21 protein-coding genes, 2 tRNA genes and 1 pseudogene are annotated in these 24,482 nt (G+C 47.8%); 10 read left to right on the top strand and 14 right to left on the bottom strand.

All coding sequences use genetic code 11. The features are described from left to right. Window positions 1-45 precede the first annotated feature (45 nt). The 5 genes from ACHZCY_RS09995 to def form a co-directional block, all read right to left on the bottom strand. On the bottom strand, window positions 46-840 hold the full coding sequence (locus tag ACHZCY_RS09995; protein ID WP_319548804.1) for an amidohydrolase family protein: 795 nt from the start codon (window positions 838-840) through the stop codon (window positions 46-48). 22 nt (window positions 841-862) lie between these two features. Further along, window positions 863-1,318: a phosphatidylglycerophosphatase A family protein gene (locus ACHZCY_RS09990; protein ID WP_319548803.1), complete on the bottom strand. Its 456-nt coding sequence runs from the start codon at window positions 1,316-1,318 to the stop codon at window positions 863-865. Next, entirely contained in the window at window positions 1,319-2,503 is a 1,185-nt protein-coding gene (gene larC / locus ACHZCY_RS09985) for a nickel pincer cofactor biosynthesis protein LarC (RefSeq protein WP_319548802.1), read from the bottom strand. After that, a complete protein-coding gene (fmt, locus tag ACHZCY_RS09980) occupies window positions 2,500-3,441 on the bottom strand; it encodes a methionyl-tRNA formyltransferase (RefSeq protein ID WP_319548801.1) in 942 nt (313 codons plus the stop codon). Before fmt ends, larC begins: the two co-directional genes overlap by 4 nt. A 69-nt stretch (window positions 3,442-3,510) precedes the next feature. After that, complete coding sequence (def, locus tag ACHZCY_RS09975) at window positions 3,511-4,020, bottom strand: peptide deformylase (protein ID WP_319548800.1); 510 nt, start codon at window positions 4,018-4,020, stop codon at window positions 3,511-3,513. Between the two features lie 210 nt (window positions 4,021-4,230). Between def and ACHZCY_RS09970 the strand changes: the two genes are divergently transcribed. The 3 genes from ACHZCY_RS09970 (at window position 4,231) to ACHZCY_RS09960 (ending at window position 6,156) form a co-directional block, all read left to right on the top strand. Continuing rightward, window positions 4,231-5,100 carry a YkgJ family cysteine cluster protein gene (locus ACHZCY_RS09970; protein WP_319548799.1) on the top strand — a complete coding sequence of 290 codons (870 nt, stop codon included), beginning with the start codon at window positions 4,231-4,233 and terminating at the stop codon, window positions 5,098-5,100. 110 nt (window positions 5,101-5,210) lie between these two features. Continuing rightward, the gene (gene plsY / locus ACHZCY_RS09965; RefSeq protein ID WP_319548798.1) at window positions 5,211-5,819 is read left to right on the top strand and encodes a glycerol-3-phosphate 1-O-acyltransferase PlsY; all 609 of its coding nucleotides are present in this window, start codon (window positions 5,211-5,213) and stop codon (window positions 5,817-5,819) included. 4 nt (window positions 5,820-5,823) lie between these two features. Beyond that, complete coding sequence (locus tag ACHZCY_RS09960; RefSeq protein WP_205224191.1) at window positions 5,824-6,156, top strand: J domain-containing protein; 333 nt, start codon at window positions 5,824-5,826, stop codon at window positions 6,154-6,156. 344 nt (window positions 6,157-6,500) lie between these two features. On the opposite strand, the gene ACHZCY_RS09955 is transcribed toward ACHZCY_RS09960, so the two are convergent. Beyond that, entirely contained in the window at window positions 6,501-6,671 is a 171-nt protein-coding gene (locus ACHZCY_RS09955) for a hypothetical protein (protein ID WP_319548797.1), read from the bottom strand. Between the two features lie 252 nt (window positions 6,672-6,923). On the opposite strand from ACHZCY_RS09955, the gene ACHZCY_RS09950 reads away from it, so the two are divergent. Continuing rightward, a complete protein-coding gene (locus tag ACHZCY_RS09950) occupies window positions 6,924-7,796 on the top strand; it encodes a methylenetetrahydrofolate reductase (RefSeq protein WP_319548796.1) in 873 nt (290 codons plus the stop codon). A 36-nt stretch (window positions 7,797-7,832) separates the two neighbouring features. On the opposite strand, the gene ACHZCY_RS09945 is transcribed toward ACHZCY_RS09950, so the two are convergent. After that, entirely contained in the window at window positions 7,833-9,224 is a 1,392-nt protein-coding gene (locus tag ACHZCY_RS09945) for an MATE family efflux transporter (RefSeq protein ID WP_205224188.1), read from the bottom strand. A gap of 335 nt (window positions 9,225-9,559) precedes the next feature. On the opposite strand from ACHZCY_RS09945, the gene ACHZCY_RS09940 reads away from it, so the two are divergent. From ACHZCY_RS09940 to ACHZCY_RS09920, 5 genes are all read left to right on the top strand, one after another. Next, window positions 9,560-10,069 (top strand): MarR family winged helix-turn-helix transcriptional regulator, encoded by a 510-nt coding sequence (locus tag ACHZCY_RS09940; protein WP_319548795.1) that lies wholly within the window; start codon window positions 9,560-9,562, stop codon window positions 10,067-10,069. Then, window positions 10,059-11,249 (top strand): efflux RND transporter periplasmic adaptor subunit, encoded by a 1,191-nt coding sequence (locus ACHZCY_RS09935; protein WP_319548794.1) that lies wholly within the window; start codon window positions 10,059-10,061, stop codon window positions 11,247-11,249. Before ACHZCY_RS09940 ends, ACHZCY_RS09935 begins: the two co-directional genes overlap by 11 nt. Then, entirely contained in the window at window positions 11,246-14,446 is a 3,201-nt protein-coding gene (locus ACHZCY_RS09930) for an efflux RND transporter permease subunit (RefSeq protein WP_319548793.1), read from the top strand. Before ACHZCY_RS09935 ends, ACHZCY_RS09930 begins: the two co-directional genes overlap by 4 nt. A gap of 140 nt (window positions 14,447-14,586) precedes the next feature. Then, a complete protein-coding gene (locus ACHZCY_RS09925) occupies window positions 14,587-15,981 on the top strand; it encodes a TolC family protein (protein WP_319548792.1) in 1,395 nt (464 codons plus the stop codon). Beyond that, the gene (locus ACHZCY_RS09920) at window positions 15,981-16,406 is read left to right on the top strand and encodes an acyl-CoA thioesterase (RefSeq protein WP_205224183.1); all 426 of its coding nucleotides are present in this window, start codon (window positions 15,981-15,983) and stop codon (window positions 16,404-16,406) included. Before ACHZCY_RS09925 ends, ACHZCY_RS09920 begins: the two co-directional genes overlap by 1 nt. 64 nt (window positions 16,407-16,470) lie before the next feature. Here ACHZCY_RS09920 and ACHZCY_RS09915 read toward each other — a convergent pair whose 3' ends face one another. From ACHZCY_RS09915 to ACHZCY_RS09895, 5 genes are all read right to left on the bottom strand, one after another. After that, on the bottom strand, window positions 16,471-16,968 hold the full coding sequence (locus ACHZCY_RS09915; protein WP_205224182.1) for a TlpA family protein disulfide reductase: 498 nt from the start codon (window positions 16,966-16,968) through the stop codon (window positions 16,471-16,473). Window positions 16,969-17,022: 54 nt separating this feature from the next. Continuing rightward, window positions 17,023-17,721: a cytochrome c biogenesis protein CcdA gene (locus ACHZCY_RS09910; protein ID WP_319548791.1), complete on the bottom strand. Its 699-nt coding sequence runs from the start codon at window positions 17,719-17,721 to the stop codon at window positions 17,023-17,025. 309 nt (window positions 17,722-18,030) lie between these two features. Continuing rightward, window positions 18,031-18,741 carry a hypothetical protein gene (locus tag ACHZCY_RS09905; RefSeq protein ID WP_319548790.1) on the bottom strand — a complete coding sequence of 237 codons (711 nt, stop codon included), beginning with the start codon at window positions 18,739-18,741 and terminating at the stop codon, window positions 18,031-18,033. A 317-nt stretch (window positions 18,742-19,058) separates the two neighbouring features. Next, window positions 19,059-20,705 carry a hydantoinase/oxoprolinase family protein gene (locus tag ACHZCY_RS09900; protein ID WP_319548789.1) on the bottom strand — a complete coding sequence of 549 codons (1,647 nt, stop codon included), beginning with the start codon at window positions 20,703-20,705 and terminating at the stop codon, window positions 19,059-19,061. 355 nt (window positions 20,706-21,060) lie between these two features. Continuing rightward, window positions 21,061-21,136 (bottom strand) — tRNA-Asn (locus ACHZCY_RS09895). 615 nt (window positions 21,137-21,751) lie between these two features. Here ACHZCY_RS09895 and ACHZCY_RS09890 point away from each other — a divergent pair. After that, window positions 21,752-21,829, top strand: a tRNA-Pro gene (locus ACHZCY_RS09890). Window positions 21,830-22,032: 203 nt separating this feature from the next. Here ACHZCY_RS09890 and ACHZCY_RS09885 read toward each other — a convergent pair. Next, window positions 22,033-22,677: a DEAD/DEAH box helicase gene (locus ACHZCY_RS09885; RefSeq protein ID WP_394713429.1), complete on the bottom strand. Its 645-nt coding sequence runs from the start codon at window positions 22,675-22,677 to the stop codon at window positions 22,033-22,035. A gap of 39 nt (window positions 22,678-22,716) precedes the next feature. Further along, window positions 22,717-24,465, bottom strand: a pseudogene (locus ACHZCY_RS09880) (TOTE conflict system archaeo-eukaryotic primase domain-containing protein); the annotation flags it as partial. Between the last annotated feature and the right edge of the window lie 17 nt (window positions 24,466-24,482).

Here is a 24,482-nt window from a genome sequence, read left to right as displayed (position 1 = left end):
GTGTTTCTTCTTGTTGTCGCCAGGAAATTCCTTTTTTCTATTTTTTTACAGGTCCAGAAGTCTGGCCCCATTTTCTCTGGTGATTGCAGAGAAAACCTCCGGTGGGAGATTGAGCTTTCTGAGCATGTTTAAGCTGGTTTGCTGGTCAGCCCATGGTGAATCCGAGCCGAAAAGGATGTATTCCTGTGGATGGGAAAGGAGCATCTTTTTGATGTAATCCTGCTCCAGAAAATCAAGGGCAAAGGAAATCTCCATATATATTGGTTTGCCGATCAGCTTGGCATTGACGTCGTCCCATTCTTCCCAACCACCTAAATGGGTGGTGACAAGTTGTAAAGTAGGGAATTGGCGAATGACATTGAGGATGCGTTGTGGATCGGCTCTTCTGATTCTGGGGTAGGCTATATCGTAACCGGTATGCACCACTACCAGCAGCCTTAGTTCCGCTGCCTGTTGGTAAAGTGGAGCCAATGCCTGGTCATCGAGAAAAAAATCCTGATAATAGGGGTGCAGCTTGATTCCTTTAAAGCCAAGTTCATGGATCTGCTGTAGTCGCGATTGGATTTCCGGATCAGCAGGATGGATTGAAGGAAAGGGGATAATCCGTGGGGATCGTATGGCCAGAGACCAATCCAAAATAGGCTGGAACTGCTGGGGACGAGTGGCTATGGAGCAGATAACCGACGTCTCGATCTCTGCCTGATCCATGGCTTGGAGCAGATTGGCAATGGTACCGTTAAGAAATGCCTTGATATTGCCGCTTTTTTCCAGAGAGGCGATGGCGCCGGCAGCAATGGCATCAGGAAATGCGTGGGTATGAAAATCGATGATTTTTGTCATGGCTGCATTTTACCCATTTTGATCAATTCCCGAAAAAATAAAGACCGAATTTGAGAATAACGAGTGCATACAGTCCGGCAAAGACATCATCGAGCATGATGCCTAACCCACCATGGATATGACTGTCAAACCAACCTACCGGAAAGGGTTTAAGTATATCAAAAATACGGAATAGAATAAAGGCAAGGAGGATCGGTATTGGTTGGAACGGGATGGTAGCCAGGGCAATCAGCTGGCCTACAATTTCATCAATCACAACCAGGCCGGGGTCGCCATGGTCGACAATCTTTTCGGCTGCTCCGGCAGAGATAACACCTAGAACAAATAAAATGGCAACGCCAAGTAAATAGGTGGGCAGCGGCAGCCGATAGAGCAGCAGCCATACAAATACACCAACCGCAGACCCCCATGTTCCAGGTGCTTTGGGCAAGTATCCGCTGTAGGCCCCTGTGGCGATAAACATGAACACTTTATCCATTTACTTGTCCGTCAAAAAAGAGTTGAGCCGGCAGTCCCGTACAGCAGCATACACCGTTTGCAAAGCGATGCCATGTTGTCGGGCCACCAGCAGACATGCTTCGTACTCAGGAGAGATTTCTACCCCAGAGGGTCGATGAATCTTTTTAGCCTTTAATGGGCCCCAGGGCGTATCCACGGTTACCGGCTCCCGCATCAGGGTTGACCGGCTTTCTCGGCGACAACGAATGCCGATGGTGCTGGTTTCCGTGAACAGACAGTTTTTCAGCTGAAGCGTGTCGGCAGGGGAGCAGACCACCCGCACAAGGAAGCCGGGTCGGCCTTTTTTCATCTGTATGGGGATCAGGCAGACATCAAGGGCACCTGCATCCATCAGCAGCTGACTGGTATGGGGCCACAGTTCAGGGTTCCAGTCGTCAATATGGGTATCAAGGATATCAACCTGCTGCGACTCCATAACGTCCAAGGCTTCACCAACCTGGATTCGCAACAGGTTGGGGCGGGAATCTGCCCGCTGCATGGTTCCGGCACCATAGGCGGTTTTTTGGAGGATCATAGCCGGCATTTGGCCAAAGCCTGCTGCCAGTTCCGTTACCAGAGCTGCGCCGGTGGGAGTGACCAATTCCTGTTGCAGAGATTCACCGTATACGGGTACGTCTTTGAGCAGTTTGCATACTGCCGGTGCGGGCAGAGGTATTTCGCCATGCGCGCACTGTACCCAACCTCCGGGCATGGGTAATGGAGAGCAGGTAATCTCCGCCGGACCCAGAAAATAAAAACCGGCTACCGCGCCAACGATGTCCACCAAAGCGTCCACTGCTCCAACTTCATGAAAATGAATGGTTTCAACTGTGGTTCCATGGACTGCCGCCTCTGCTTCTGCCAGACGATGAAACACTGCCTTTGCCTTTTTTGATATCGCTGGTTCCAGGCTGGAGGCTTCCAGAATCGAGTTAATATCAGCAAGGTGCCGGTGAGGATGGTGTTCATCGGTGGTGACTTTCACACGACATGCAGCAAAACCTTGGATTTGGAGGTGCTCAATATTGAGCTCAAATCCCTTTATGTTGAGCTGTTGCAGGGTGTCTTGGAGTAGCTTTTGCGGGACACCTGCGTCAAGCAGGGCACCAAGTAACATGTTGCCGCTGACACCGGAGAAACAGTCGAGGTAAATGCGCTTCATCATGTGAACAGGTCGCCAGGTACAATAGTGGTCCCGCAAAGACAGGCCTGGACGCTCATCCGTTTTTTTCCTTCCGGTTGGATTTCACGGATACGGAGATAATCGCTGCCTGTGGCAATGAGCAGTCCCTGGGCATCAGCCTGGCAGACCGTTCCAGGAGCCTCGGTGGAACTTTTTGCCACCAGCTCCGGTGCGAAGAAACGGAATCGTTTGTCGTTTAAAAAGCCGTAGGCAGACGGCCAGGGGTCGAGTCCACGGATGATGCAGTGAATACTTTCCGCTGTTTGCTGCCAATCAATATGTCCTTGTGCTTTGCTCAGCATAGGGGCATGGGAGGCTTTAGTGTTATCTTGAGGAATTGGTGACAGTTGCCCCAGCTTCATCAGCTCGACCGCCTTGGCAAGTGTCCGGCCACCAAGATGGGCAAGCTTATCAAACAGGGTGCCTGCGGTGTCGTCTTTTTCAATAGGAATGGCGACCGGGTAAAGAATATCACCTGTATCCATTCCCTCATCCAGCTGCATGATGGTCACACCGCTTTCTTTTTCGCCGTTGAGTACAGCCCACTGAATGGGGGCAGCGCCCCGGTACTTCGGCAGCAGTGACCCATGGACGTTGATAGCTCCCATGGGGGGCAAGCGCAACAGTGATGCGGGAAGGATTTTGCCATAGGCGACAACAACAATCAGGTCTGGCGCGATTTCTTCAACCTGTTTGAAAAATACATCAGTCTTGATGTTGTCCGGCTGCAGTACAGACAGGCCTGCCTCTGTTGCTGTAACCTTGACAGGAGGCGGCTGCAATTTTCGGCCTCTCCCTTTTTTTTTGTCCGGTTGACAGACAACGGCAACGACCTGATCCGGACCGTCGAGCAAAGCCTGCAGGGAAGGGACCGCAAAATCAGGGGTGCCCATAAAAAGTATGCGTAAAGGGGAGGTCATAAAATAGTGGATAGGTAAAGATGGAGAGAAGCTTGTTTACAGCATATGCAGCCAGTAGAGACGCTTGCCTTATGCCTGCTGATGAAGGATTTTTCTCAGCTTTTTCTTGTACAGGGTGCGCTTGAGGGAAGAGAGCCTATCTATAAAAAGGGTGCCACGTAAATGATCCACTTCATGTTGGATGATGCGTGCGAATCGGTCTTCAGCATCAAATTCTAAGGGATTACCGTCGATGTCTTTGGCTGTGACATGAATTTTTTGGAATCGTTTTACTTTTGCCTGGCATTCAAGCACGCTCAGGCAACCCTCTTCATCGACAATACTGCCTTCACCATCGGAGATAACAGGGTTGACAAGGACTAAGAATTTTTTTTCGTCAGGGATTTCCGAGCGATCAACAAGTGCAACCTGCTGCGCTACGCCAACCTGATTAGCCGCCAACCCGACGCCTGGCGCATCGTACATGGTTTCGCTCATATCCTGGACAAGTTTTTTCAACTCATCGTCAAACACGGTGATTTCTTTTGCTTCTTCGCGGAGTACAGGGTGGGGATAAGTAATAATTTCTAGGAGTGCCATTGGATTGTGGGGGAAGAATTTCTACGTTACTGCTTTAGTTTTTTGGAGAAAAACAGGTGTATATATTGCCATCGTGTCTTATATGTAACCATTTTCCCCGGCGCTGTAAAGCCAAGAGAGGCAATGGAAAGGATGGCAGGGGCAGCCGCTTGTCTTCCTGGTTATAATTGTGTAGGGTTTGAGCCCTTTTGAAAGCAGATGAGAGAATGTATGGTACAAAAAGAAAATTTGAAACAAGGGCTGGAATTACTGAAACAACCAGTGCTGCCACTGGTCTCAATGGTAGAGTTTTTTCTGCTGACCGGAGATTTTGCAACCGTTGCCGAGATAGTAGAACAACTGCCTGACCCTATTGAAACTGCGTATGCCCGTTATGACCAACCGGCAGAACTGCTCAAACCCTATCTTGAGCAGTTGGAGACGCTGTTGGCACTACAACAGGGGGCTGAGCCATCGTGGCCGGTAATTACAGAGAACGGGGAAGAGGTAGACCTGACAACCGCTAGGACAGCCTTGGTCGATCAGAAGATCCTGACCATGGAGCTCGAGGCGATTAACAGCGCACTCTGCGGGCCATGTGGGTGCACGCTGTGCTGCGTTGGTCCTGACCGGGATATGGAACAGGCTTTTTTTGAGATCCCGCTGCGCGAGAGCGAAGTTGATTTGTTTGCAGTGGAGAAGATTGAAACAGTTGCTGCAAAGCAATGTAATGCCATGGATGAACCTCCTCTCCAGGTTGAGGGGACAGATTTCTTTGCACGTACAACTTCAGCGCTTGTCCATTGGCAAAAGGGGTGGAGCCTTATCCTGCCGAAAATGAGTAGTTGCCCCAATCTTGAATCGCAAACCGGTCGATGCACTGTGTATATCGATCGACCGAAGGTCTGTCGAAGGCCACAAATATTTTCCTATATTTTGGAACCTGTTACCGGTGAAGATGGGGAGATCATTGCTCAACGGTTGCGCAGGACGTTGCTGGCAGTTATAGATTGTCCGTATGTAGAGGTGTTGCAGGAAGAAATTGCGGCCTATGCTGCGGCCTGTGAACTCAATTTGGTGATCAAGCGTAATAAAGGCTGAAGCGTAACTACTCAAGGGGGTGATACCTCTTTGATTTAGTATACCTAACACCTGTAATTGCTTACAGGTCATCAAGTTTTTTGATCCAAATTTTATAGAAAAAAACTATCATGAGTTTTGTTGAAATACTATATATTGTCTTGTCCTATTGCATTGGTGCCATACCTTTCGGTTTATTGGTATCTCGCGGCAGCGGTATTAATATTCGTGAGCAGGGAAGTAAAAATATCGGTGCTACCAATGTAACACGTTTGCTTGGCAAAAAAATGGGTGTAATAGCCCTTTGCGGTGACGTTTTAAAGGGGTTCCTGCCAATTTTTATCGCAACTCTGCTCATGGAAGGGAAGGCCAATGCTCATTTGGTTGTTGCCCTCTGCGGTGCTGCAACTGTAGTCGGCCATATGTTTCCCATCTATTTGGGCTTTAAAGGAGGGAAAGGGGTCGCCACAGCACTGGGCGTTTTTCTTTTTCTATCTCCGATTGCAATTCTTGGCTGTCTGCTGATTTTTGTTGTAGCAGTTTATTTTTCCGGTTTTGTATCTTTGGGCTCTTTGCTCGGTTCCGCTGCGATTGTTGGCCTGTTGCTGCTTTTGGGAGCATCCACCTGGAAGATCTTGTTAGCTGGTTTTATCGTTGTCCTTATTTGGGGAAAGCATTATCAGAATATAGGTCGTTTGCTTTCCGGTACAGAGAAGAGTTGGAAGAAAAAGAGCGAATAAGCATATGAGCCGAAGCAAGTGGGCGACGATTGAACGGGCCAGAGATATTCTCGGCCTTGGCGATGAGGCCACGTTGGCGGAAATTAAACGTGCCTATCATCGATTATCGAAAAAATATCATCCCGACAGTGTCGATGGCACGGGGCAAGGTGATGCAGACAAAATGTATCAGCTCACCGCAGCCTATGAGCAACTCATGCAATATTGTGCGGAGTACCGATTTCCTTTGACTTCTCCCGGCAGGGCCGAGGTCGACCAATATGATCCTGAGGAATGGTGGCAGGAGCGTTTTGGAGAAGACCCGCTGTGGGGGACCGGGGGCCGCAGGCGTAAATAATGCCGAAGCTGACTGTCATCGTTCCATTGCGTGTGAAATATGGTAGCAAGGGGAAAAGGGAGCTCGAGAGTGAGCCGGAAAAGGCAGTGAGCAAAAAGAGTCTGGACAAAATGGGTAACTATTCAGCAGCACCCCAACTCACCACGATTTGCCCGCCCAGCATATCAATGTATCGAAGTCGGGGCTTATCTGTTAATCGGTCAGCTTGTGAACATTTGGAGCACTGCTGAACAGTTACAGCTCGGGGTAGATTGAGAGATTTTAGATCTTCGCTGAAGAGTTACAAGAATGGAGGGTACGAGGTGTGGTATCGACCAGGAGAATAATCGCTGGGTTACAATCGACTACAATTTTATGGTGTTATTCTCGCTCTCTTTTTTTGCTTTGGAAAGGTTAGCTGCAACAGCATCATACTCAGCACAATACTCAAGCACCAGCTCTTTGCGAGCAGCAGGGCTCAGCAGCCAATAGCAGGGGCTGAGCATAAGTATTTTGATTGCTTGTTGCTGTGTCACAATCTCTTTTCCTAACCTTTCCTCTGTTACGTTAAATATATTAGACACGTTTCATAAGAACTTTTGATACATTTGTAAATTCTTTTTCCGTTTTTTTTTGAAAAAAAATACAAGCTGTTGCTTTTTGGATAGGCAGTCCTTTTCTACCTTGCTTGACAAAATCGATGGGGGTTGTTCATATGTTGTTTTTTTGTTGAGCTATGTTGTATGCGACACAGGTGTGTCGGCAGGATAATATTATTTGGAGTCATTATGCGTATTCCCGAGATAATTAAGAACTCTGAACCTCGTGTTTCTTTAGAGTTTTTTCCCCCAAAATCACAAAGTGAGTGGCCTGTATTTCTGGACATTGCAACTAAATTAAAGGCCTTGAATCCGTCGTTTGTCTCTGTCACCTATGGTGCCGGTGGCTCGACACAGGATAATACCCTGGAAATCTGTAAAAAACTGATTGAGGAATGCGGGGTTGAAGTGATGCCGCACCTTACCGGTGTTGCAGCAGATGAGAAGAAGATCGATGGTTTTCTACAAGCTCTGGCACCAATGGGTATCGATAATGTGCTGGCACTGCGGGGAGATCGGCCCGGAGATTTTTCAGGTACAGATAAAGAGCTTTTTTCAACCTTTCCCCATGCCTCTGATTTAGTAGCATATGTCCGTAAGCGTTGCCCGCAACTGGGGATTGGAGTAGCAGGTTTTCCAGAGGCGCATGTGGAATCGCCCTCCATTGCCGGGGATCTTGATGTAATGGAGAAGAAAGTGAGCAGTGGTGCGGATTTTATTATTACCCAGCTCTATTTTGATAACAGGGTCTATTTTGATTATGTGGAGCGCCTTCGGCATCGAGGAATCAACGTGCCTGTTGTTCCAGGAGTACTGCCCATACGCAATATGGGGTCTCTCAGGTTTATTCTTCAGCTCTGTAATGCCCGAGTTCCTGGACAGCTTGTGAATGCCTTGATGAAGGCAAACGATGAAGGCGGCAATGCAGCTGTTTATAAAATAGGAGTCGCCTATGCCAGGCAGCAGGTAAAAGAACTCCTGGAAGGTGGCGCACCCGGTGTTCATCTTTACACACTCAATAAGGCCGACATGTGTCTGGAGGTTATGGACGGTTTATATTAATCAACCCTGTATATTTTTCCCTTTTGATTTCCGTCCCTACTGTACTTTCTGCGCAGAGCCATTTTGCTGCATCAGGGCAGTTTTTTCTACTAACAGCTTATGGAGGCGTCTGCTCAGGAAAAAGGCAGATGCCGTAAGGCCGCAGATCAGGCCGATCCAGAATCCCTCAGGGCCCTGTTCCCTGCCACCCAGCTCCCCTAAACCCAACATATATCCTACCGGCAACCCTATACCCCAGTACGCCACCACCATTAGTACCATAGGAATTTTGGTATCCTTGAAGCCTCGCAAGGCTCCTGCGCAGTTAATCTGAATGGCGTCGGGTAGTTGAAAAAAGGCGGCAAAAATCATCAGGGATGCTGCCAATGCCTGGACGTCTGGATCCGGTGTATACATTGCGGCAATATATTTTGCCGAGGTGATAATAAACAGACAGGTGATGATCGCACAACAAAGGGCAATTGTCAGGCCGCTTTTCACTACCCTGGCCAGCCGTCTGTTTTGTTGTCTGCCAATTGTAAAGCCGACTCGTACAGTGAGTGCCATGGAAAGGCTGTATGGCACCATAAAAAGCAGAGAGGTAAAATTAAGTGCCACCTGATGGGCAGCAACGATCTCTGCTCCAAGCCTTGAGATAAGTAAGGCAATGACAGCAAAAATTGAGCATTCCACAAACAGAGAGAGCCCTATGGGGAGGCCGAGAAAAAGAAGTATGTGGATGGTTCGTATCAAGCGCGGGGCAAGGTGGTTAAAGAGGCCCAGGGAAGCTGTGCTGCGGTTTTTGCTCAACATGAAGGCCATGGCAATAAACATGGCGAGCATGGAAAGGGAGGTTGCCCAGCCGCACCCGACCCCGCCCATGGCAGGTATGCCGAATTTCCCATAGATGAATATGTAGTTGGCAATCACGTTTACCGTCAACCCTACAAACCCAGCAAACATGGAAAGTCGTGGCTTGGAAAAGCCGTCGCTCCCATTTCTCAATGCCAGGAAAAGGCCGGTTATGGGAAATCCCAGGGAAACGGCAAAGAGGTATTTTTCGGTGAGGGGGATGACAGCAGCATCCACATCCATCCATATCAGAAAAGGTGAAATAGACATGAGCAGGAACATTAATACTATCCCTGTAATTACACCGGTAAGCAGCCCTTGCTGCATTGCGGTGCGCATCCCCTTTGCATCGCTTCTGCCATGCGCTTGGGCAACAAGCGGCATAACAGCAGAAAGCAGACCAACCATAAAAAGAAACAGTGGTGTAAAAATGGAAGCTCCGACCGCCACTGCTGCCAGATCAACAGGGCTCACCCTGCCCGCCATGATGGTGTCGACAAATCCCATTGCTGTTTGCGAAAGTTGGGCAAGAATGATAGGGCCTGTCAGGCGTAATTGGCAAAGGCCTTCAAGGAGGTGGAGATTTTTAATTTTCATGATTGTTTTTAGCCCTTGGTGAACATTCTGTTCCCTTTATATCTCGTTTGCTTTCACTGTATCATCCTGAAAATAAAACTTAATTCAAAGATGGCAAAGTGTTGATGAGGACTCCGGGGTAGAGTTCGCCTTGGATGAATGAAGGAAAACGAATGTTCTGAACAAATGGGAACGCAAAAGTCAAGCCTAATACCTTGGCAGTACCACTGAAAGGAAGGAGCGAAGATGTTTTATTACTGCTGGACACTATTAAAAAACAGTTGACAATTATTTGCCTGATTAATAATTAGACATTCTAATTATTATATTTATTAAGCAAGCAGAGGTCGCAAACAGTGCAAAGAGAATCCCAGGAGCAGGCAAGGTACATATTCAAGGTTGGGAAGATGGTGCAGCATCACATCTTTTCCACCTTTGCCCGTTTGGAAACTGAAACCGAGGGCGGCGGAGGGCCGTTAGAGTTATCTGTTTCCCAGTTTAAATTGCTGATGACCGTTCGTCATCAAGGTGAGATCACGGTAAAAGAGCTTGCAGAAAAGTTAAATGTTTCCCCTCCTTCGGTCTCTGTTATGGTCGATAAGCTGGTTGATCGTAGTCTTCTGACCAGAGATCGGTCAAAACAGGATCGGCGCAAAGTCGTTATTCGGGTGAGCCCTGATGAAAAGGCATGTTTGGATGCCATGGAAGAAAAAGTGCTGCATGTGTTTACTCAGTTGTTGGAGGATGTTGGTCCTGAAATTGCCCAAAAATGGGAAGAAGTGCTGACCAAAGTCGAGCAAGTTCTGGAACCCGTGCAAAACGGGGAGTACTCAGAGAAAACCAAAGGAGAATTTCGTGAGCAATAAAGAGGAGCGTTCACCATCTATCTTTATTCGTCTGTTGGTTGTCTTGCTTGTTCTCGGTGCAGGGAGCGGCGGGTTTTTCGTTTTAAAAAAGCTGAAACAGCCGCCGCAGATGAAACCCGTCAAAGAACGTGTCCTGGCTGTAGAGGTGATGAAGGCCCAGCCAACAGACAGGCGTGTAATGCTGGGGGGATTCGGGGAGATAACAGCAACAACCAAGGTGGTGCTTTCATCTGAGGTGGCGGGCAGGGTGGTTTCCACTCATGAGCAACTGGAAGCAGGGAGGACCATTGCCAAGGGCACTGTACTGATCAATCTCGATGAGCAGGATTTTCAACTTGATTACGAAACAGCACTCTCCAGGCTAAAGACACTGAGGGGGGACCTTACCCTTGCTGAAAATGAACTGAAAAGATTAACCCAGCTTTATCGCAAAAATAAAGTAGGTACCCTGCCAAGTCTGGAGCAGGCAGAAGCGGCGGTAAACTCTATTGTCAACCAGATGCGTCAGATAGAGAAGGACCGTGATTTTGCAGAATTACGTCGTAAGCGGTGTGTCATTCGCGCTCCGTTTGACTGTCGGATTGTAGAGGTCAGTGTGGAAAAAGATGAATATGTCACCGCCGGCAAGCAACTTGTAACCATTGTTGATGACAGTACTCTGGAGGTACAGGTCGCTTTAGACAGCAGGGAGGCTGCCAACTGGCTAGAGCTGCAGGCAAAGACCAGTGGCGGGCCGGTCAATTGGTTCGGCCGACCGGAAAGCGTACCTTGCGGGATTACCTGGACCGAAAATGAAAGCCTTAGCGGCAAAGGTTGGCTTGATCGAATTGTGCGTTTTGATAAGCAAACACGAACCCTAGTGGTGGCTGTCAGGCTACAGCCAAACAGCAGTGCCCCCTTTCCTTTAACAGAAGGCATGTTCTGTAAGGTGGAGGTGCCGGGAAAGATTCTTGAGGGGGTATATATCCTGCCGCGGCAGGCGGTGACCAATGAGCATACTGTGTATACGGTGGTAGAAGAACGTCTCCGGACCTCTCCGGTTACGGTTTTACGGATGGAAGGCCACAACGCATACATCAGTGGCGGGCTTAACCCAGGGGATACCGTAATTATTACCCGCTTGGAAAATCCCCTGGAGCATTCACTTGTCAACATCTCTGTTTCTGGAAAGACCCCATGAGAAAGGTGCTTGCCGCTTTTGCGGGAAATACGGTTTTCGCCAACATTGCGTTGATCATGATTTTTATAGCCGGCGGTTTGGCAGGGGCCAATATGCTTCGCGAGTCCTTTCCTCAGTTTTCCCTGGATCTGATTTCGATTGATGTTGCCTATCCCGGGGCCGACCCTGAAGAGGTTGAAGAGGGGATCAGCATAAAAATTGAGGAGGCATTGGAGTCGGTTGAAGGGATTAAGCAGTTTACCACTAAATCCTCGGAAAATATGGCCGCTGCATCTCTCGAGGTTCAGGGCGGATATGACGTGCTTAAGGTGCTTAATGACGTAAAGTCAAAAGTGGATGCAATTTCTACCTTTCCCTTGGATGCAGAACAGCCGGTTATTACTGAAGTCCTAATGCGCGAGTCGGTGACCATGCTGGCGCTTTCCGGCAACGTGACTGAAAAACAGCTCAAACAGTGGGCCGACGAGGTCAAGGACGAGGTCAAGGCACTGCCCGGTATTTCCCAGGTAGAGGTGTTTGGTTCCAGGGATTTTGAAATTTCCATTGAGCTTGCCGAACATCGGCTCCAGCAATATGGATTGAATTTTGCGCAAGTAGCTGATGCTATACGCCGTTCCAGCCTTAATCTCCATGGGGGAACAATACGGACCCAGGGCGAAGAAATACGGGTAAGAACCGTAGGGCGTAAATATACCGGCGAAGAGCTTGCTGAGATCGTTATTTTAACCGGGGAAAATGGCGAACTTGTTCGATTGGGCCGGCTGGCGGAAATTAATGACGGGTTTACCGAGGATCCTGTTCAAGCGCTTATCGACGGGATTCCGTCGGTTTTTGTGATGGTTTTTAAAACAACGGAAGAGGATTCCCTGAAGATCTCCAATACGGTAGCCGACTATGTTGCCACCAAGCAACAGATGCTGCCGCCCGGGATATCAATGGTGGAATTTTATGATAATACCGAAATTCTCAGAGCCAGGGTGAACCTGCTGGCCAGAAACGGCATTATCGGGATGGCGTTGGTCTTTTTTCTGCTTTGGCTCTACCTGGATCTGCGGCTTTCTTTTTGGGGAGGGCTTGGTATTCCCATCTCCCTTGCCGGTGGTTTTTTTGTGCTGTGGATGATGGGTGAATCCATCAACATGATTTCCCTGTTCGGTTTCATTATGGTGCTGGGGATTGTGGTCGATGACGCGATAGTAGTAGGAGAGGCGATCTATGTGCATCGCCTGCAAGGCAAACCACCCCTCCGTGCTGCGGTAGATGGAGTGGACGAAGTCGGCATGCCGGTTATTGCTGCCATTCTCACCAGTGTGATTGCCTTTTTTCCACTTTCCCAGGTTGGCGGTGTTATGGGGAAGTTTATAGCTATTTTGCCGGCAGTGGTTATCTCCTGCCTGTTGATATCTCTGCTGGAGTGTCTTTTTCTACTACCGGCGCACCTGAGTCATTTGCCGGATATGAGCCGGCCCAAAAGATATAAAAATCCTGTATCAAGAGGGCTTGTAGGCTTTCAACAGTTCATGCAAAGGGGGATGGAGCGGTTTGTCGACGGCAAATACATGCGATTGCTCGATCATATACTGCGCTGGCGCTATGTCTCGTTGGCAACAGCCTTGTCCATTTTGCTGCTTACCTTGGGGCTGGTTCAGGCAGGGTTGGTGAAATTTCAGGTGTTTCCTAAAATTGATGGATTTGTCATTACTTCCACTGTTGAATTCCCTGATGGGACGCCTCCAGGAGTAACACTAAATGCACTGAAACGGATCGAGACTGCGTTTGTAGAGGTGGCTGATACGACACCGACACTGACTGGCGAGCCGATGATAAAAAAACGTCTTTCCCTGGTCGGGCAGACGTTGAGCAATACCATGGGCAGAGTTGGACCTAATCTTGGTTCAGTCCAGGTCCTGCTCCTTGGGTCCGAATACCGTGGGGTTCATTCCAACGATCTGATGGTGAAGTGGGAGCAGGCAATAGGTGCGATTCCGGGAGTAAAGTCACTGACCTTTGAAGGGTTGTCTGCAGGACCGGCTGGAGCGGAGATTGAAGTATGGCTTCAGGGGCATGATATGGCAGAAATCAATGATGCTGCAGACAATCTGCAGCAGGAGCTCAGCACTTTTGACGGCGTTTTTCAGGTACGTTCCGATTTCAGCCCAGGAAAGAACGAGCTGCGCCTCCAGCTCAAACCCCAGGCCCGGACGCTAGGCCTGACCGTCAATGACTTGGCCGAGCAGGTCAATGCATCCTTTTTTGGTAAAGAGGCCTTCAGGCTGCAACGCGGTCAGGACGATATTCGAGTGAAGGTGCGGTACACAAAGGATGAGCGCAGTACCCTTGCCGGTTTTGAAGCGATGCGGATCAGAACGCCCGGCGGGAAAGAAGTGCCGCTATTGTCGGTGGCTGACCTGGAAAAGGCCGCAGGGTATTCAACCATTACGCGCACGGATGGGCTGCGAAGAGTGGCCGTCACTGCGGAAGTGGATGCGAAAAGGGCTAATGCCAATGAAATTTTTGCCGAACTGGATAAAGGATATTTTCCCCGGCTTATGGAAGAGCACCCAGGCGTAAAGATATCTTTACAGGGGGCGAAAAAAAATCAACGTGAGTCGTTTGACAGTCTCAGGGTCACCTTTCCATTGGCAATCATAGGTATTTTTGTCATCATTGCCACCATCTTTCGTTCGTATATTCAGCCGATGGTGATTCTTTTTACCATACCTTTCGGGATTATCGGGGCAGTGCTTGGACATCTTGCTCTGGGCTACGATCTTTCTATAATGTCTATTTTCGGAATGGTTGCTCTGACCGGGGTGGTGGTCAATGATGCGATTGTGCTTATCGAGCGGGTGAATGAAAATGTCGCCGAAGGTATGCCTTTTCTAGAGGCTGTTAAACAGGCTGGGCGAAGAAGATTTCGGGCGATTTTTCTGACCACGGTTTCCACGGTGGGTGGCTTGGCTCCCCTGATCATGGAAACTGATATGCAGGCAAGATTTCTTATTCCCATGGCGCTGTCCCTGGCAGCAGGGGTTATGTTTGCTACCATTCTTACCCTGGTGCTGATTCCGAGCTTGTTGGTCATTGTCAATGATATGCGCAGAGGGGTGAGAAGGGTGAAAACCGGTAGCTGGCCGAAGCGTGAAGAGGTAGAGCCTGCTGCATTGAGAAGGGAAGATAGAATGGTAATGAATTGATGTTGTTATTAGTTTTTATGTCATGTGTTGCTTTTGAAAAGTCTTGGACTTGAAGGGTGCTCATGGTATGGACAGATGATTCTTAATCCCTGCGTGGGGTGGCATCCTCAACCAGGAGAGTTGGTAAACAGGAGGAATAAATGAAAAAATATATACTGGTAGTTGCCTGTTGCCTGTCGCTTGTCGGCATGAAGGCCCAGGCAACAGAAGAGCAGGTGGAAGTCCCGGATTTATCCGGGATTGAAGTGTTGAATTTGCGTACTGCCCAGGAAATAGCGCTTGCAGGCAACCCGGATATGGTCTCTGCCCAGGCAAGGATTGAGCAGGCTAGAGCCAGGGTGAATCAGGCTGTTGCCGCATGGTGGCCAAGTGTCGACCTGACCGCTGTTGGTCAGAAAGAAAGGCTTTCAGACAGCGCATACGAGACTAGTCAGGCGTTAGCCTCATTGTATGGAGCCACCGCTGATAGAACAAATGACAATTTTAGTACTGGTCTCCAGGCAACCTGGCTCCTGTTTGATGGTTTTTTTCGTAATTTTAACGAAAAAAAGGCTCGCTACGATGAAGAAGCAAACATCTCCGGATTGCTCAATTCGCAAAGGCTGTTGGTGGTATCAGTTGCAGAGGCTTTTTTGAATGCCCAGCTTGCTCAGACAAATGTTGATATTGCCAAGGCAGATAAAGCCTTTTACACACGACAATTGGAAGATGCGCAGAACCGATACGATGTCGGTGCCGGTCCCTGGGGTGATGTGCTGAATATTAAAGTGCAGTTGAACTCTGCTGAAACGAATCTGATGCTGAATCAACGAGAGTTTGAAGCGGCAGGGTATGGTTTGGCGGCTTTGATGGGTATACCTGACGCAGCCTTTCCAGACCATGTTCGGTTAGAAGCCTTGGACCGTGAATTTGTCACTGAAAATTTTGAGGAAAATGTTGAACTGCTTCTCCAAGAAGCGCTTGTTGCTCGTCCAGACGTACGTCGCCAAGAATTGAATGTTAAACAGGCCGAAGCAGGCACTGGTCTTGCTGAAGCGCCTTTTTATCCGACCGTTCAGCTTGCTGGTGCGGTGAATGGCGCCAGGCAGGGTGATGTAAGCGTTACCGGTGATGATTTTGGCAATAGCGTTTCAGTCAATATCGCCTGGAACCTTTTTGCCGGAGGAGCAGACAAGGCTCGCCTGGCTGAAGCGAAACAGGCAAAAAGAGAAGCCCGTTACGCTCTGCTTAATTTACGGAACCAGGTCGCTTCTGAAATCCGCCAGGACATTGCCCTGCTCGAAGCGGCCCAGGAGCAGGTCCGGCTACAGCGGGAAACAGTTGGTTTAGTCGAAGAAAACCGTGATCTGGCAAAAAATGAATATGAGGCAGGGGAAGCCTCCTTGGTACGGCTTAATGAGGCGCAACGGGATCTGAGCACCACCTACGGACGACTGGCACAGGCTTTGGTCGGCTACCACCGAGCCTTGCAGCGTTTGGATTCGGCAACTGGTCGTAATCTTACAGGGTTAGTTATGGAAAACGGACAAGAGTAATGGCTGCCATCGGGTCCTCAGAACTGGTTGTTGACCAATCGGCCATTGACGCCAATGGGCATGTCAACAATGTTCACTATATACAATGGATGCAGGATGCGGCAATGGCCCATTCTGCATCCTTGGGATGGCCTTATGAGCGATATGTGGAATACGGTGCGACTTGGATTATACGTTCTCATTCCATAGAATATCTGCACTCGAGTTATGCCGGAGATACATTAATCGTCTACACCTGGGTTAACCAAATTAAAAAATTCAGGTCGCTTCGTAAATTTAAGTTTTACCGGCCTGCCGATGATACAGTGATTGCCAGGGCTGAGACGCTTTTTATTTTCTGCGATATAGCAAGCGGCCGTCCCCGTTCCATTCCTCCTGAAGTGCAGCAAGTCTATAAGATGGTCAGTGAAGAAGATGAGCCATAAGCTCCTTTTTTCATGAGTGTTCGTGCTCTGCGCCGGGGGGTAAACCTGGCGCAGATCGTTTAGTCTACTCTTTCCCCATCAATCGTTTGAAGTTTGCCTCTGTTATATCGGGCGCACCGTAATTTCTGAACTGCACCCTGCCGTTGCTGTCCGCAACCAGAATAGTTGGCACTCCGCGAACCATATATTGCTGGGTAATTGCATTGTTTGCGTCAAAAACTGTCGGGTATGCCATGTCTGTTTTTTTCACAAACGAGCGCGCCCTCTTGATCGAATCGTTGACGGCGATGTTGATGCCGATAAACTCCATTCCCTGTTTTTTATATTTTTCTACCAGCTGGTTAATTTTTGGCGCCTCTACTTTGCAGTTAGGGCACCAGGAAGCCCAGAAAACAAGCATCACCGGCTTTTTGCCAATGATTGTACTCATGTCGATAACATTGCCGTTCAAGTCTTTTTGCTTGAACGGTTGAAGCTTTTCTCCCAGTTGTATTGCTGAAGCAAAGGCAGGGGAAATGACAAGAAAAGCGAAAAGAAAAATAAGAACACGACTTCTGCGCATGGAGTTATCCTCGTTTCCTAGTAGTTGGTGGTAGATGAAACAAAATGATAGGCATCAAATAAAAAGCATTCCAGCTTTTATGAAAAAATATTCAGCCAGGGCAATCATGATAAAGCCCATGGCTTTTTTAATTGTGGCCATCCATGAGCCTGATTTTGGAATGGCTGCCAGTATGCTGGAAAAGGTACCGACTCCAATGAGTATTGTCCCCATGCCAAAAGAAAAAATAAAGAGCAGCAGGCCACCAGTTAAAATGTTTTGAGTGGTTGCCACGTAAGCAAGTAGTACCCCCAGAACTGGAGCTGTGCATGGACCTGCAACAAATGCCGATAAAATACCCGCAAAAAACACGCCGAAAAAACCCTTGGTCTTGGCGGTAATGTTATGGCTGAAGTAGGGCATGGTAAAGACATCGAGCATGCCGAGGCCGAAAAGGAGGATAATATTGCCCACCAGGAGAAAGGTCAGCGGGTGGCTGTTTACTGTCCCGAAAAAACGGCCGGTTGCAGCAGCAAAAATTCCCAATCCGGCATAGGTGATTGCCATGCCGAAAACATAGGTAACTGACAGTAAAAAACCTCTGACTCTCGATCCACCGATATTTGAATGGCCGACCACTCCGGCAGTAATGGGGATCATTGGATAGATACAGGGGGTGAGGCTTGCCAGTAACCCGCCCAGGTAGGCTATGCCAATGGAGAGTAGCAGTGATGTCTGGAGCGTTGTTTCAAGTTGACTTAAAAAATGTTCCATGGCTCTATTCGTAGGTAAGGGTATTCACTGTATGGGAATGGTCTTTTGAGACAGGGTTGTGTTTTGATTTCCTTAGCATTAATGATAATCATTCCATAATAATCTGTTGCAAGTGAATGTAAAGGGCAGGACGGCAATAGAGGTGCGGCTAATGGGCTGAGTAAAGGAGTTTTAGATGGAAGTTATTGGAGTTCGGCTATCCAACTGTCTGGTAATGTTAGTTTTGATGTAACAGGGGCAAGCTGAGGATATCCTGTTGCCCCTGTTTATATGGCAGGGTTGACCGGGGGCTTGATGTATTCAAGCCGTTTAGAAAGTGTAATGAAACATAAGAGAGGCTACGGGATAGTATTGAAAATTGTCTAAATCTTCTTCAATGGCCTTTTTTTCATGCTCAAGGGCCTGTAAGATGATTGGATTGTCAGTGTATGCGTCAAGTGGTGGTGCTGCTGCTAGCGTTAAGCTGGAGACCGTTGGTGCGCCTTGAAAAAGCACTCCCATCTCAAAGGAAACCCCCCAACCTCTTTCCTGCTCTACATTGCTGTTCCAGCCGATACCTACATAAGGGGCAAAGGTGTTGAACTCTACTGTGCCATTGAGCTTGATGGAGTCTTTTAAGGGATCAACAACGCTGCTGTAATTTGAGGGAATTGTGCTGTCTCCCCAGAATTCTTCTCGAGGAGAACCGGTCAGGGCAATCTCGTTGTTGTTGATGAAAACGCCACCGGTAATACGAAAACTGCCAGAAAATGGATACACATCCAGAAGCAGAGAAGCATTTTTAAACTCTGGTTCCATTTCATAATCAATGTTGGAGACAGTCGAATCAAAAGAAAATTGAAGGTAGTTGGCACCGCCCCGAAGGTGCAGTATTTCGTTTAGCCCGAGGTCGACCTCTGCTCCAATCCCTAATGTACCGGCTTTGACACCGACTCCAATGTTGCCTTGTTCTCCGGCACTGGCCTGAGAGAAAATCAAACACGTCAAACAACTTGTGAGCAGGGCGTATCTTGCTTTCATATACATTCCTTGTAGTCTTTATACATAAGAGGGTGAAGAGTTGGAACTACAGGGGCATGCACATTGTGAGCCAAGATGAAGTCGTTGTTTTTCTGTTGTAATTTTAGATGGTTAAAAAAAGAAAATTCGCAGGTAGTTTAAAAAGAGAGGAACTTGTCAATTTTTCGTCAAATTCCACCCTGTCTGCTTTCTCTGCGGAAGATGAGCAGAAGCAGGGGGGATGTATCAATCCTCTGGTGAGCATTTTGTTAATTTTGAACTTTATTCATTTTAACGCATGACTTTGAAATTAGGTGTTTTCAAAAATGGCAAAATGCTCATGAGTAATTCGGGTGGCCCTGTTCTTTTCCTATAAGTGCCGCGCCAATGGCGTTGCCCACTTCAAAATGTTCAGGAAAAGTAACTGTGGTGTGCAGACGTTTGGCGATTTCAGGAAGAAAATATTTTGCTGCGGCGCCAATGCCTATTATGGGGAGATCCAACGAAAAGTGAATGGAAAAGAAATCGCTACTTTTTTTGTTGAGCAGCACTGCGGCCTGCTCCATGGACCATGTGGTGCGCGCCAGATAGGTCAGAATTATTTTTTCAATCGCATTGCCGGCTGTGGTAACTGACTGCTTGCAGAAAACTTCCGGTGACAGACTCATTTCAGCGGCCAGTACTCTGGCTCCTGCCTGGCTTGCAGCTGCATTACCGATGGAAAGAAGGCCCATGGCATGCAAAGCATCTGTTGGCGTAAACCCAGCGAGAATAACATGCTGGTCATAGGCAAGTCGTTCAAGTTTTTTTTCCAGAGCAATACCCTGGATGCCTGTTGCCATCTCAATCTTACTGGGGCTGGCAGGTCCATTAGCCGCCAAGTATTGGACAACAGGGTCTGCGAGCTGCTGGTCCTTGTTTGTTTCCACTGGAAGAACCAGGTAGGCATCTTTACCGGTCTTGAGCCACTGCTTAGGATCAGGCAGGTCTGGGGTCATTGCCAGTGGTTGTACCCGGTAAGGGTGGAGCGAAATCTCTCCTTTGCGGTCGCACTTGATATGACTATCACCGCCTCCGGCTGCGGTGTACATGTCTACGGCATCAACATGGGTGCGCCATTGCCCTATGCGGCACCCTTCCTTGCTCATGGTTGGTGCGCCGTCTTTGACCAGGCAGATGTCGGTTGTTGTCCCTCCGATGTCAACGATCAATGCTGTTTTATGTTCACTTGCTGCACCGAATCGTGCAGTGGCGGCAGGACCGCTGGCCATAGTGACTGCAGCGCGCGCAACAGTTTTTTCCAGAGAAGCACCTGTCCCGTCGCCGCATATAATGGTAACCGGACACTCCAGGCCAAGGGCGAGCATTGCTCGCTGGATGGATGACAGAAAGCTGACCATCAGCGGCTGAAGTTTGGCATGGAGGCAGGCTGTTGCAGATCGTTCAAGCATTCCAGGGTGGGTGGAAACCTGGTGTGAACAAAAAACAGGCTTTCCAGGGTCCACAAGTGATATGGCTTTTTCCGTTACAAGCTCATGGGTAGGGTTTTGAATCGACATGGCACCGCACACCGCATAGCTGTCAACTTCGTTGCGCAAACCCTGCAGCATGTCTACCAACTCTTCCATGTCAAGGGGCTGGTCTTCCTCTCCGGTAATTGTATGGCCACCCTTGAGAAAGATGTTGGCAACTATGGGAAGTTTAAAATGGCGTACATGGCCCAGGACAAACAGTGCCACCCGTGCCCCATGCCCTTCCACAACTGCATTGGTTGCCAATGTAGTGGAGACCGCAAGCTGGGTAACAGATTCCGGCGCAATGTCTGCGGCAAAAAGCTTGGTAAGCGCTTTGGCAACGCCAATACTTAAATCATGATGGGTGGTGCGTTCTTTAGCCTGTTGGGCAACCTTTCCCGTTGCCGTGTCCAGGAGGACCGCATCGGTAAAGGTCCCTCCGGTGTCGATGCCAATACAGTATGTACTCATGGTATGAAATGGGGTTGTTGATAAGCTTTGAAAAAAGATTTGTTACTACTCAACATAAAAGGTGACAACTCACGGGTATGTAAATCCCTGGTTTCACTAGTTTCAAATCTGTAACTGCTCTCAGGTTGCCAAGATTTGGGTAAGGGCGATTGGCAGCTATAGCCCCTCTATGCGGACAATCGTGATCACCCGAAGATGGGTGACCTGTGAGCAATTACCATAAAAGAACGGTTGATACCACTCTTACGGTGGATGCGCAAGCGAAGGATGGAATGAGACTGCCGGTGGCGGGGAAATTTTGCGGACGGAATCAAAAGCAAAAAAAAGCCCGGTCAATAAATGACCGGGCTAAAATTGGCTCCTTGGGAGGGACTCGAACCCCCGACAAGGTGGTTAACAGCCACCTGCTCTACCAGCTGAGCTACCAAGGAACAAATGTTTGATGCTGCAAACTGTCAAATTGTGAGTGGGGTATATATCCCGACAGAGAGAGAACGTCAAGAGAAAAAATGCTTAGCTATTCATAAAAATCAATTTTTAGTTCTGTGCAGGTTGGCTTTAGCCTGAAAATGAAAGGATATTTATGTCTGTAAAGTTTAGGGAATCTCATATTATCAGGGCTTTACCAGATATTTTCGCTAAGGGCGCTTCCATAACAGGCAATGGGTGAGCGCAGGAGGGCTTTTTCTCTTTGTCATCTGCTGAGTATTTAGTGCTGGGTGGGGAAGTCAAGGCTTCCCTCGGGGGGAGCTGCAGTTTAATTATCACCGGTAACCACTTATTGTATCCCTGCAGATAGCATTTGTGAAAAGCTGACTCGATTTGTTGAATCATTTTGAGCAAAATGTGTATGAGCTGGCTAAAGAGACCCTGAAATCGTATGTGGGGCAATAGGGCAAGCCGGCCAGTTTTAAAAAGAGCGAGGATGTTTTCTACAGGTTGCATTCAGTCCAGTCAAAAAAATGAAATAAGTTAGCTTAAAATGCTTGCAATCTTTTTCTCAACAGAGTAGATAAGCGGGGCTCTCAGTGAACAGCACTTCGAGTCGGGGCGTAGCGCAGCCTGGTTAGCGCGCCTGCCTTGGGAGCAGGAGGCCGTAGGTTCGAATCCTACCGCCCCGACCATTTATAAGTAAAAAAGCCGAACAGTTACATGCTGTTCGGCTTTTTCTTTTTTGTGGAAATTCGAGGCAGGGTGTCGCTTGTTCCAGTTTTTTGTGTTGATGATTATTTCCTGTAATATCAACGTGTAAGTGGTGATACTGCTTGTGGGCCTATTAGTTTGAGACCTCCTACCCCGCGACCCCAAGTAGCAGGGGAGCTAATTTTCAAGTAGTGTTTCCCGGTTCAGTAATCTCATACCCGATAGATTTGTAGCCACTGAGTCTTCTTTTATACATCCTTGCAAGCATTGGTATTGACTCGTCCAGGTAATCATAAATACGCACTTCCTTCTTCCCATCATACTGACGGTGGAGTCGCCCTGCGTATTGTTGAATCGTTCCTTTCCATGAAATAGGGAGAGCTAAAAACAAGGTGTCGAGCCTTGCATCATCAAAACCTTCACCAATATAACGGCCAGTTGCGAGGATAATACGCTCATCATCTTTATCGATATTTTTCAGTTGTTCGTAGGCAGAATCTCGTTGCTTCTTGCTCATTCCACCTTTAAGGATGACGATGTTTTTCACTTTACCTTCTAAAAGATCCGCTATGATTTGAAGGTGCTCAGTTCTTTCTGTGAGTAACAGGGGAGAGCGGTTACTTTTAAGCGATTCAAGAATATCTTCGCAGATCAAGTCATTCCTGGTTTTATCGGCAATGAGTTTTTGATAAATTTCATAGAGAGCTGGTTGTTCATTTTCAAATGGGACATGGAATCCAGTTTGTTTAATGTTTACAAAATGATTGAACGTACTGTCTGCAGTTGCCTCCTTGCTACTATATCTGTATCTGATCGGTCCACATTGCATGATAATGATTGGGTGATGGCTATCTTTCCTGACTGGCGTAGCTGTTAGCCCTAGGACGTAATTTGCTTTCACCTTTTTCATCAGTTGCTCAAAACTTAGAGCTGCAACGTGGTGACATTCGTCGACGATTACGTGTCCATATTCTGCGACAATATCGTCCACAACACCTTTCCGGCATAAGCTTTGGGTGACAGCAACGTCTAGCTTGCCTGTAATATGTTTTTTACTTCCACTTAGTTGGCCAATCTCTTTTGGTTCAATTCCTAGAAATACTGAAAGTCTTTCTCTCCACTGGTCCATTAGCTGTTTTCGGTGTACGAGGACAAGGGTGTTTCTCTTTCTCACAGCAATCAGTTTTGCGGCAACAACAGTCTTGCCAAATGCAGTTGCCGCACTGAGTATCCCTATGTCATGTTTTCGTAATTCTTTTACAGCATGCTTTTGCTGTGTCCTGAGCTTGCCTTTGAAGCCTACTCGTAAAGGTTTCCCTTTGAAACGTTCGTCGATTATCTTGATCTCGACTCCGAGGCTGTTGAATAAGTTCTCTACATCTGGAAAACAGCCTCGTGGTAGCCCGATATGTTTTGGAAACTCTTCTGAGCAAAATAGAATTCTGCTTAGATTGTAAGTGGATCTTCTCATTGCCTGTGCTTTATAAAACTCAGGATTTTGAAATGCAGCCAGTTGGATCAGTTGGTTCTGTAAGCCAGCTGATAAACCCTCTTTCTCAAAGTAAATTAAATCTCCAAGAACGATTGAGATCTGTTTCGGTACTGGATAGTTTGCTGTAGATAGTTTCTGGGCACCAGAGGGTGGCTGTGTCCATGGGTCTTCGGCATTATCTTCTTCAAGTGTGCTGCCTTTTATACAAAGAACTGATTTTTCATTTGCTGCTTGTGAAACAAGCTTTTCGATTTTTTCTGGAGTGAATTTCTCTATTGAAAAAAGGTACGCCCATTGATCTGGGAATGGTTGGAAGTCTCCATCAAGGAATACGCTATTTCCTTTTTCTCTTGGAGCTTTTTGCAGAGGTAAAGCAATCAAATTGCCAAAACCTCCTTTGGGCATTGTGTCTTGATTAGGAAATAGACGGTCATAGGATTTGAGTCCTATCTGGTGCCTTCTCTCCATCGTTTTTGTTAGGATAGCACTACCGAGTTGTCTTGCAAGTGATGCTTGTACTGGTTCATTGAAGAAAATCCAAATGTGTCCTCCTCTACCAGACCGGGAGCGTTCCAATGCTGCTGGAACTATTAGAGAATGACAAGTATCTAAAAATGCTGAAACATCATCAACCCATTCTGTACCATCAAAATCAACAGCAAGAAATCAGCACAAATCTCCTGGTAATAATGGGTAGACACCGATAGTTCGCTTTCCTGCAAGATGGTCATAGATCACATTGTCCGTAACAGCTACATACTGACGGTTTTGGCACTTATTACATTTTGTGCGAGGTTTGTCACAATAAGCCGGATTCCATTCATTGCTGCAAACCGGGGAATATCCAGAATTGTTGTTCTTTGATTCCCAGCGTTTGGGATAAACATCTTCCCTTCCACGAAATAGTTGCCTGAACAGTGCAATCTTCTCCTCAGCAGACGATTGAGAATGTATTTTAGAAGAGGTTGAAACCGGTTGGTGAACTTTTACTTTTGGCTTGATGACTGGTGTGGAACTAGGGGACGTGACAGTTTGTTTAAGCCGTGCATTTTCGGTACGCAGCTTTTCTATTTCAGCTAAGGCATCTTGAAGTTGCTGTTTTAGGTTTTTTAATTCATCTGTCATTCAACCATCCGGAAAAT

This window comes from Desulfogranum marinum (genome assembly GCF_963675105.2).
Classification (GTDB): domain Bacteria; phylum Desulfobacterota; class Desulfobulbia; order Desulfobulbales; family Desulfobulbaceae; genus Desulfogranum; species Desulfogranum marinum.
This window is presented reverse-complemented; position numbering and strand designations above follow the sequence as displayed.

What these genes read in the sequence shown, in the direction of transcription:
- ACHZCY_RS09910 (WP_319548791.1), bottom strand. Translation starts at nt 17,721, where the DNA reads ATGGAACATTTTTTAAGTCAACTTGAAACAACGCTCCAGACATCACTG.
- ACHZCY_RS09900 (WP_319548789.1), bottom strand. Translation starts at nt 20,705, where the DNA reads ATGAGTACATACTGTATTGGCATCGACACCGGAGGGACCTTTACCGAT.
- fmt (WP_319548801.1), bottom strand. Translation starts at nt 3,441, where the DNA reads ATGACCTCCCCTTTACGCATACTTTTTATGGGCACCCCTGATTTTGCG.
- ACHZCY_RS09990 (WP_319548803.1), bottom strand. Translation starts at nt 1,318, where the DNA reads ATGGATAAAGTGTTCATGTTTATCGCCACAGGGGCCTACAGCGGATAC.
- ACHZCY_RS09905 (WP_319548790.1), bottom strand. Translation starts at nt 18,741, where the DNA reads ATGAAAGCAAGATACGCCCTGCTCACAAGTTGTTTGACGTGTTTGATT.
- ACHZCY_RS09970 (WP_319548799.1), top strand. Translation starts at nt 4,231, where the DNA reads ATGGTACAAAAAGAAAATTTGAAACAAGGGCTGGAATTACTGAAACAA.
- ACHZCY_RS09885 (WP_394713429.1), bottom strand. Translation starts at nt 22,677, where the DNA reads ATGCAATGTGGACCGATCAGATACAGATATAGTAGCAAGGAGGCAACT.
- plsY (WP_319548798.1), top strand. Translation starts at nt 5,211, where the DNA reads ATGAGTTTTGTTGAAATACTATATATTGTCTTGTCCTATTGCATTGGT.
- ACHZCY_RS09945 (WP_205224188.1), bottom strand. Translation starts at nt 9,224, where the DNA reads ATGAAAATTAAAAATCTCCACCTCCTTGAAGGCCTTTGCCAATTACGC.
- ACHZCY_RS09920 (WP_205224183.1), top strand. Translation starts at nt 15,981, where the DNA reads ATGGCTGCCATCGGGTCCTCAGAACTGGTTGTTGACCAATCGGCCATT.
- def (WP_319548800.1), bottom strand. Translation starts at nt 4,020, where the DNA reads ATGGCACTCCTAGAAATTATTACTTATCCCCACCCTGTACTCCGCGAA.
- ACHZCY_RS09930 (WP_319548793.1), top strand. Translation starts at nt 11,246, where the DNA reads ATGAGAAAGGTGCTTGCCGCTTTTGCGGGAAATACGGTTTTCGCCAAC.
- ACHZCY_RS09960 (WP_205224191.1), top strand. Translation starts at nt 5,824, where the DNA reads ATGAGCCGAAGCAAGTGGGCGACGATTGAACGGGCCAGAGATATTCTC.
- ACHZCY_RS09925 (WP_319548792.1), top strand. Translation starts at nt 14,587, where the DNA reads ATGAAAAAATATATACTGGTAGTTGCCTGTTGCCTGTCGCTTGTCGGC.
- ACHZCY_RS09915 (WP_205224182.1), bottom strand. Translation starts at nt 16,968, where the DNA reads ATGCGCAGAAGTCGTGTTCTTATTTTTCTTTTCGCTTTTCTTGTCATT.
- ACHZCY_RS09995 (WP_319548804.1), bottom strand. Translation starts at nt 840, where the DNA reads ATGACAAAAATCATCGATTTTCATACCCACGCATTTCCTGATGCCATT.
- larC (WP_319548802.1), bottom strand. Translation starts at nt 2,503, where the DNA reads ATGATGAAGCGCATTTACCTCGACTGTTTCTCCGGTGTCAGCGGCAAC.
- ACHZCY_RS09950 (WP_319548796.1), top strand. Translation starts at nt 6,924, where the DNA reads ATGCGTATTCCCGAGATAATTAAGAACTCTGAACCTCGTGTTTCTTTA.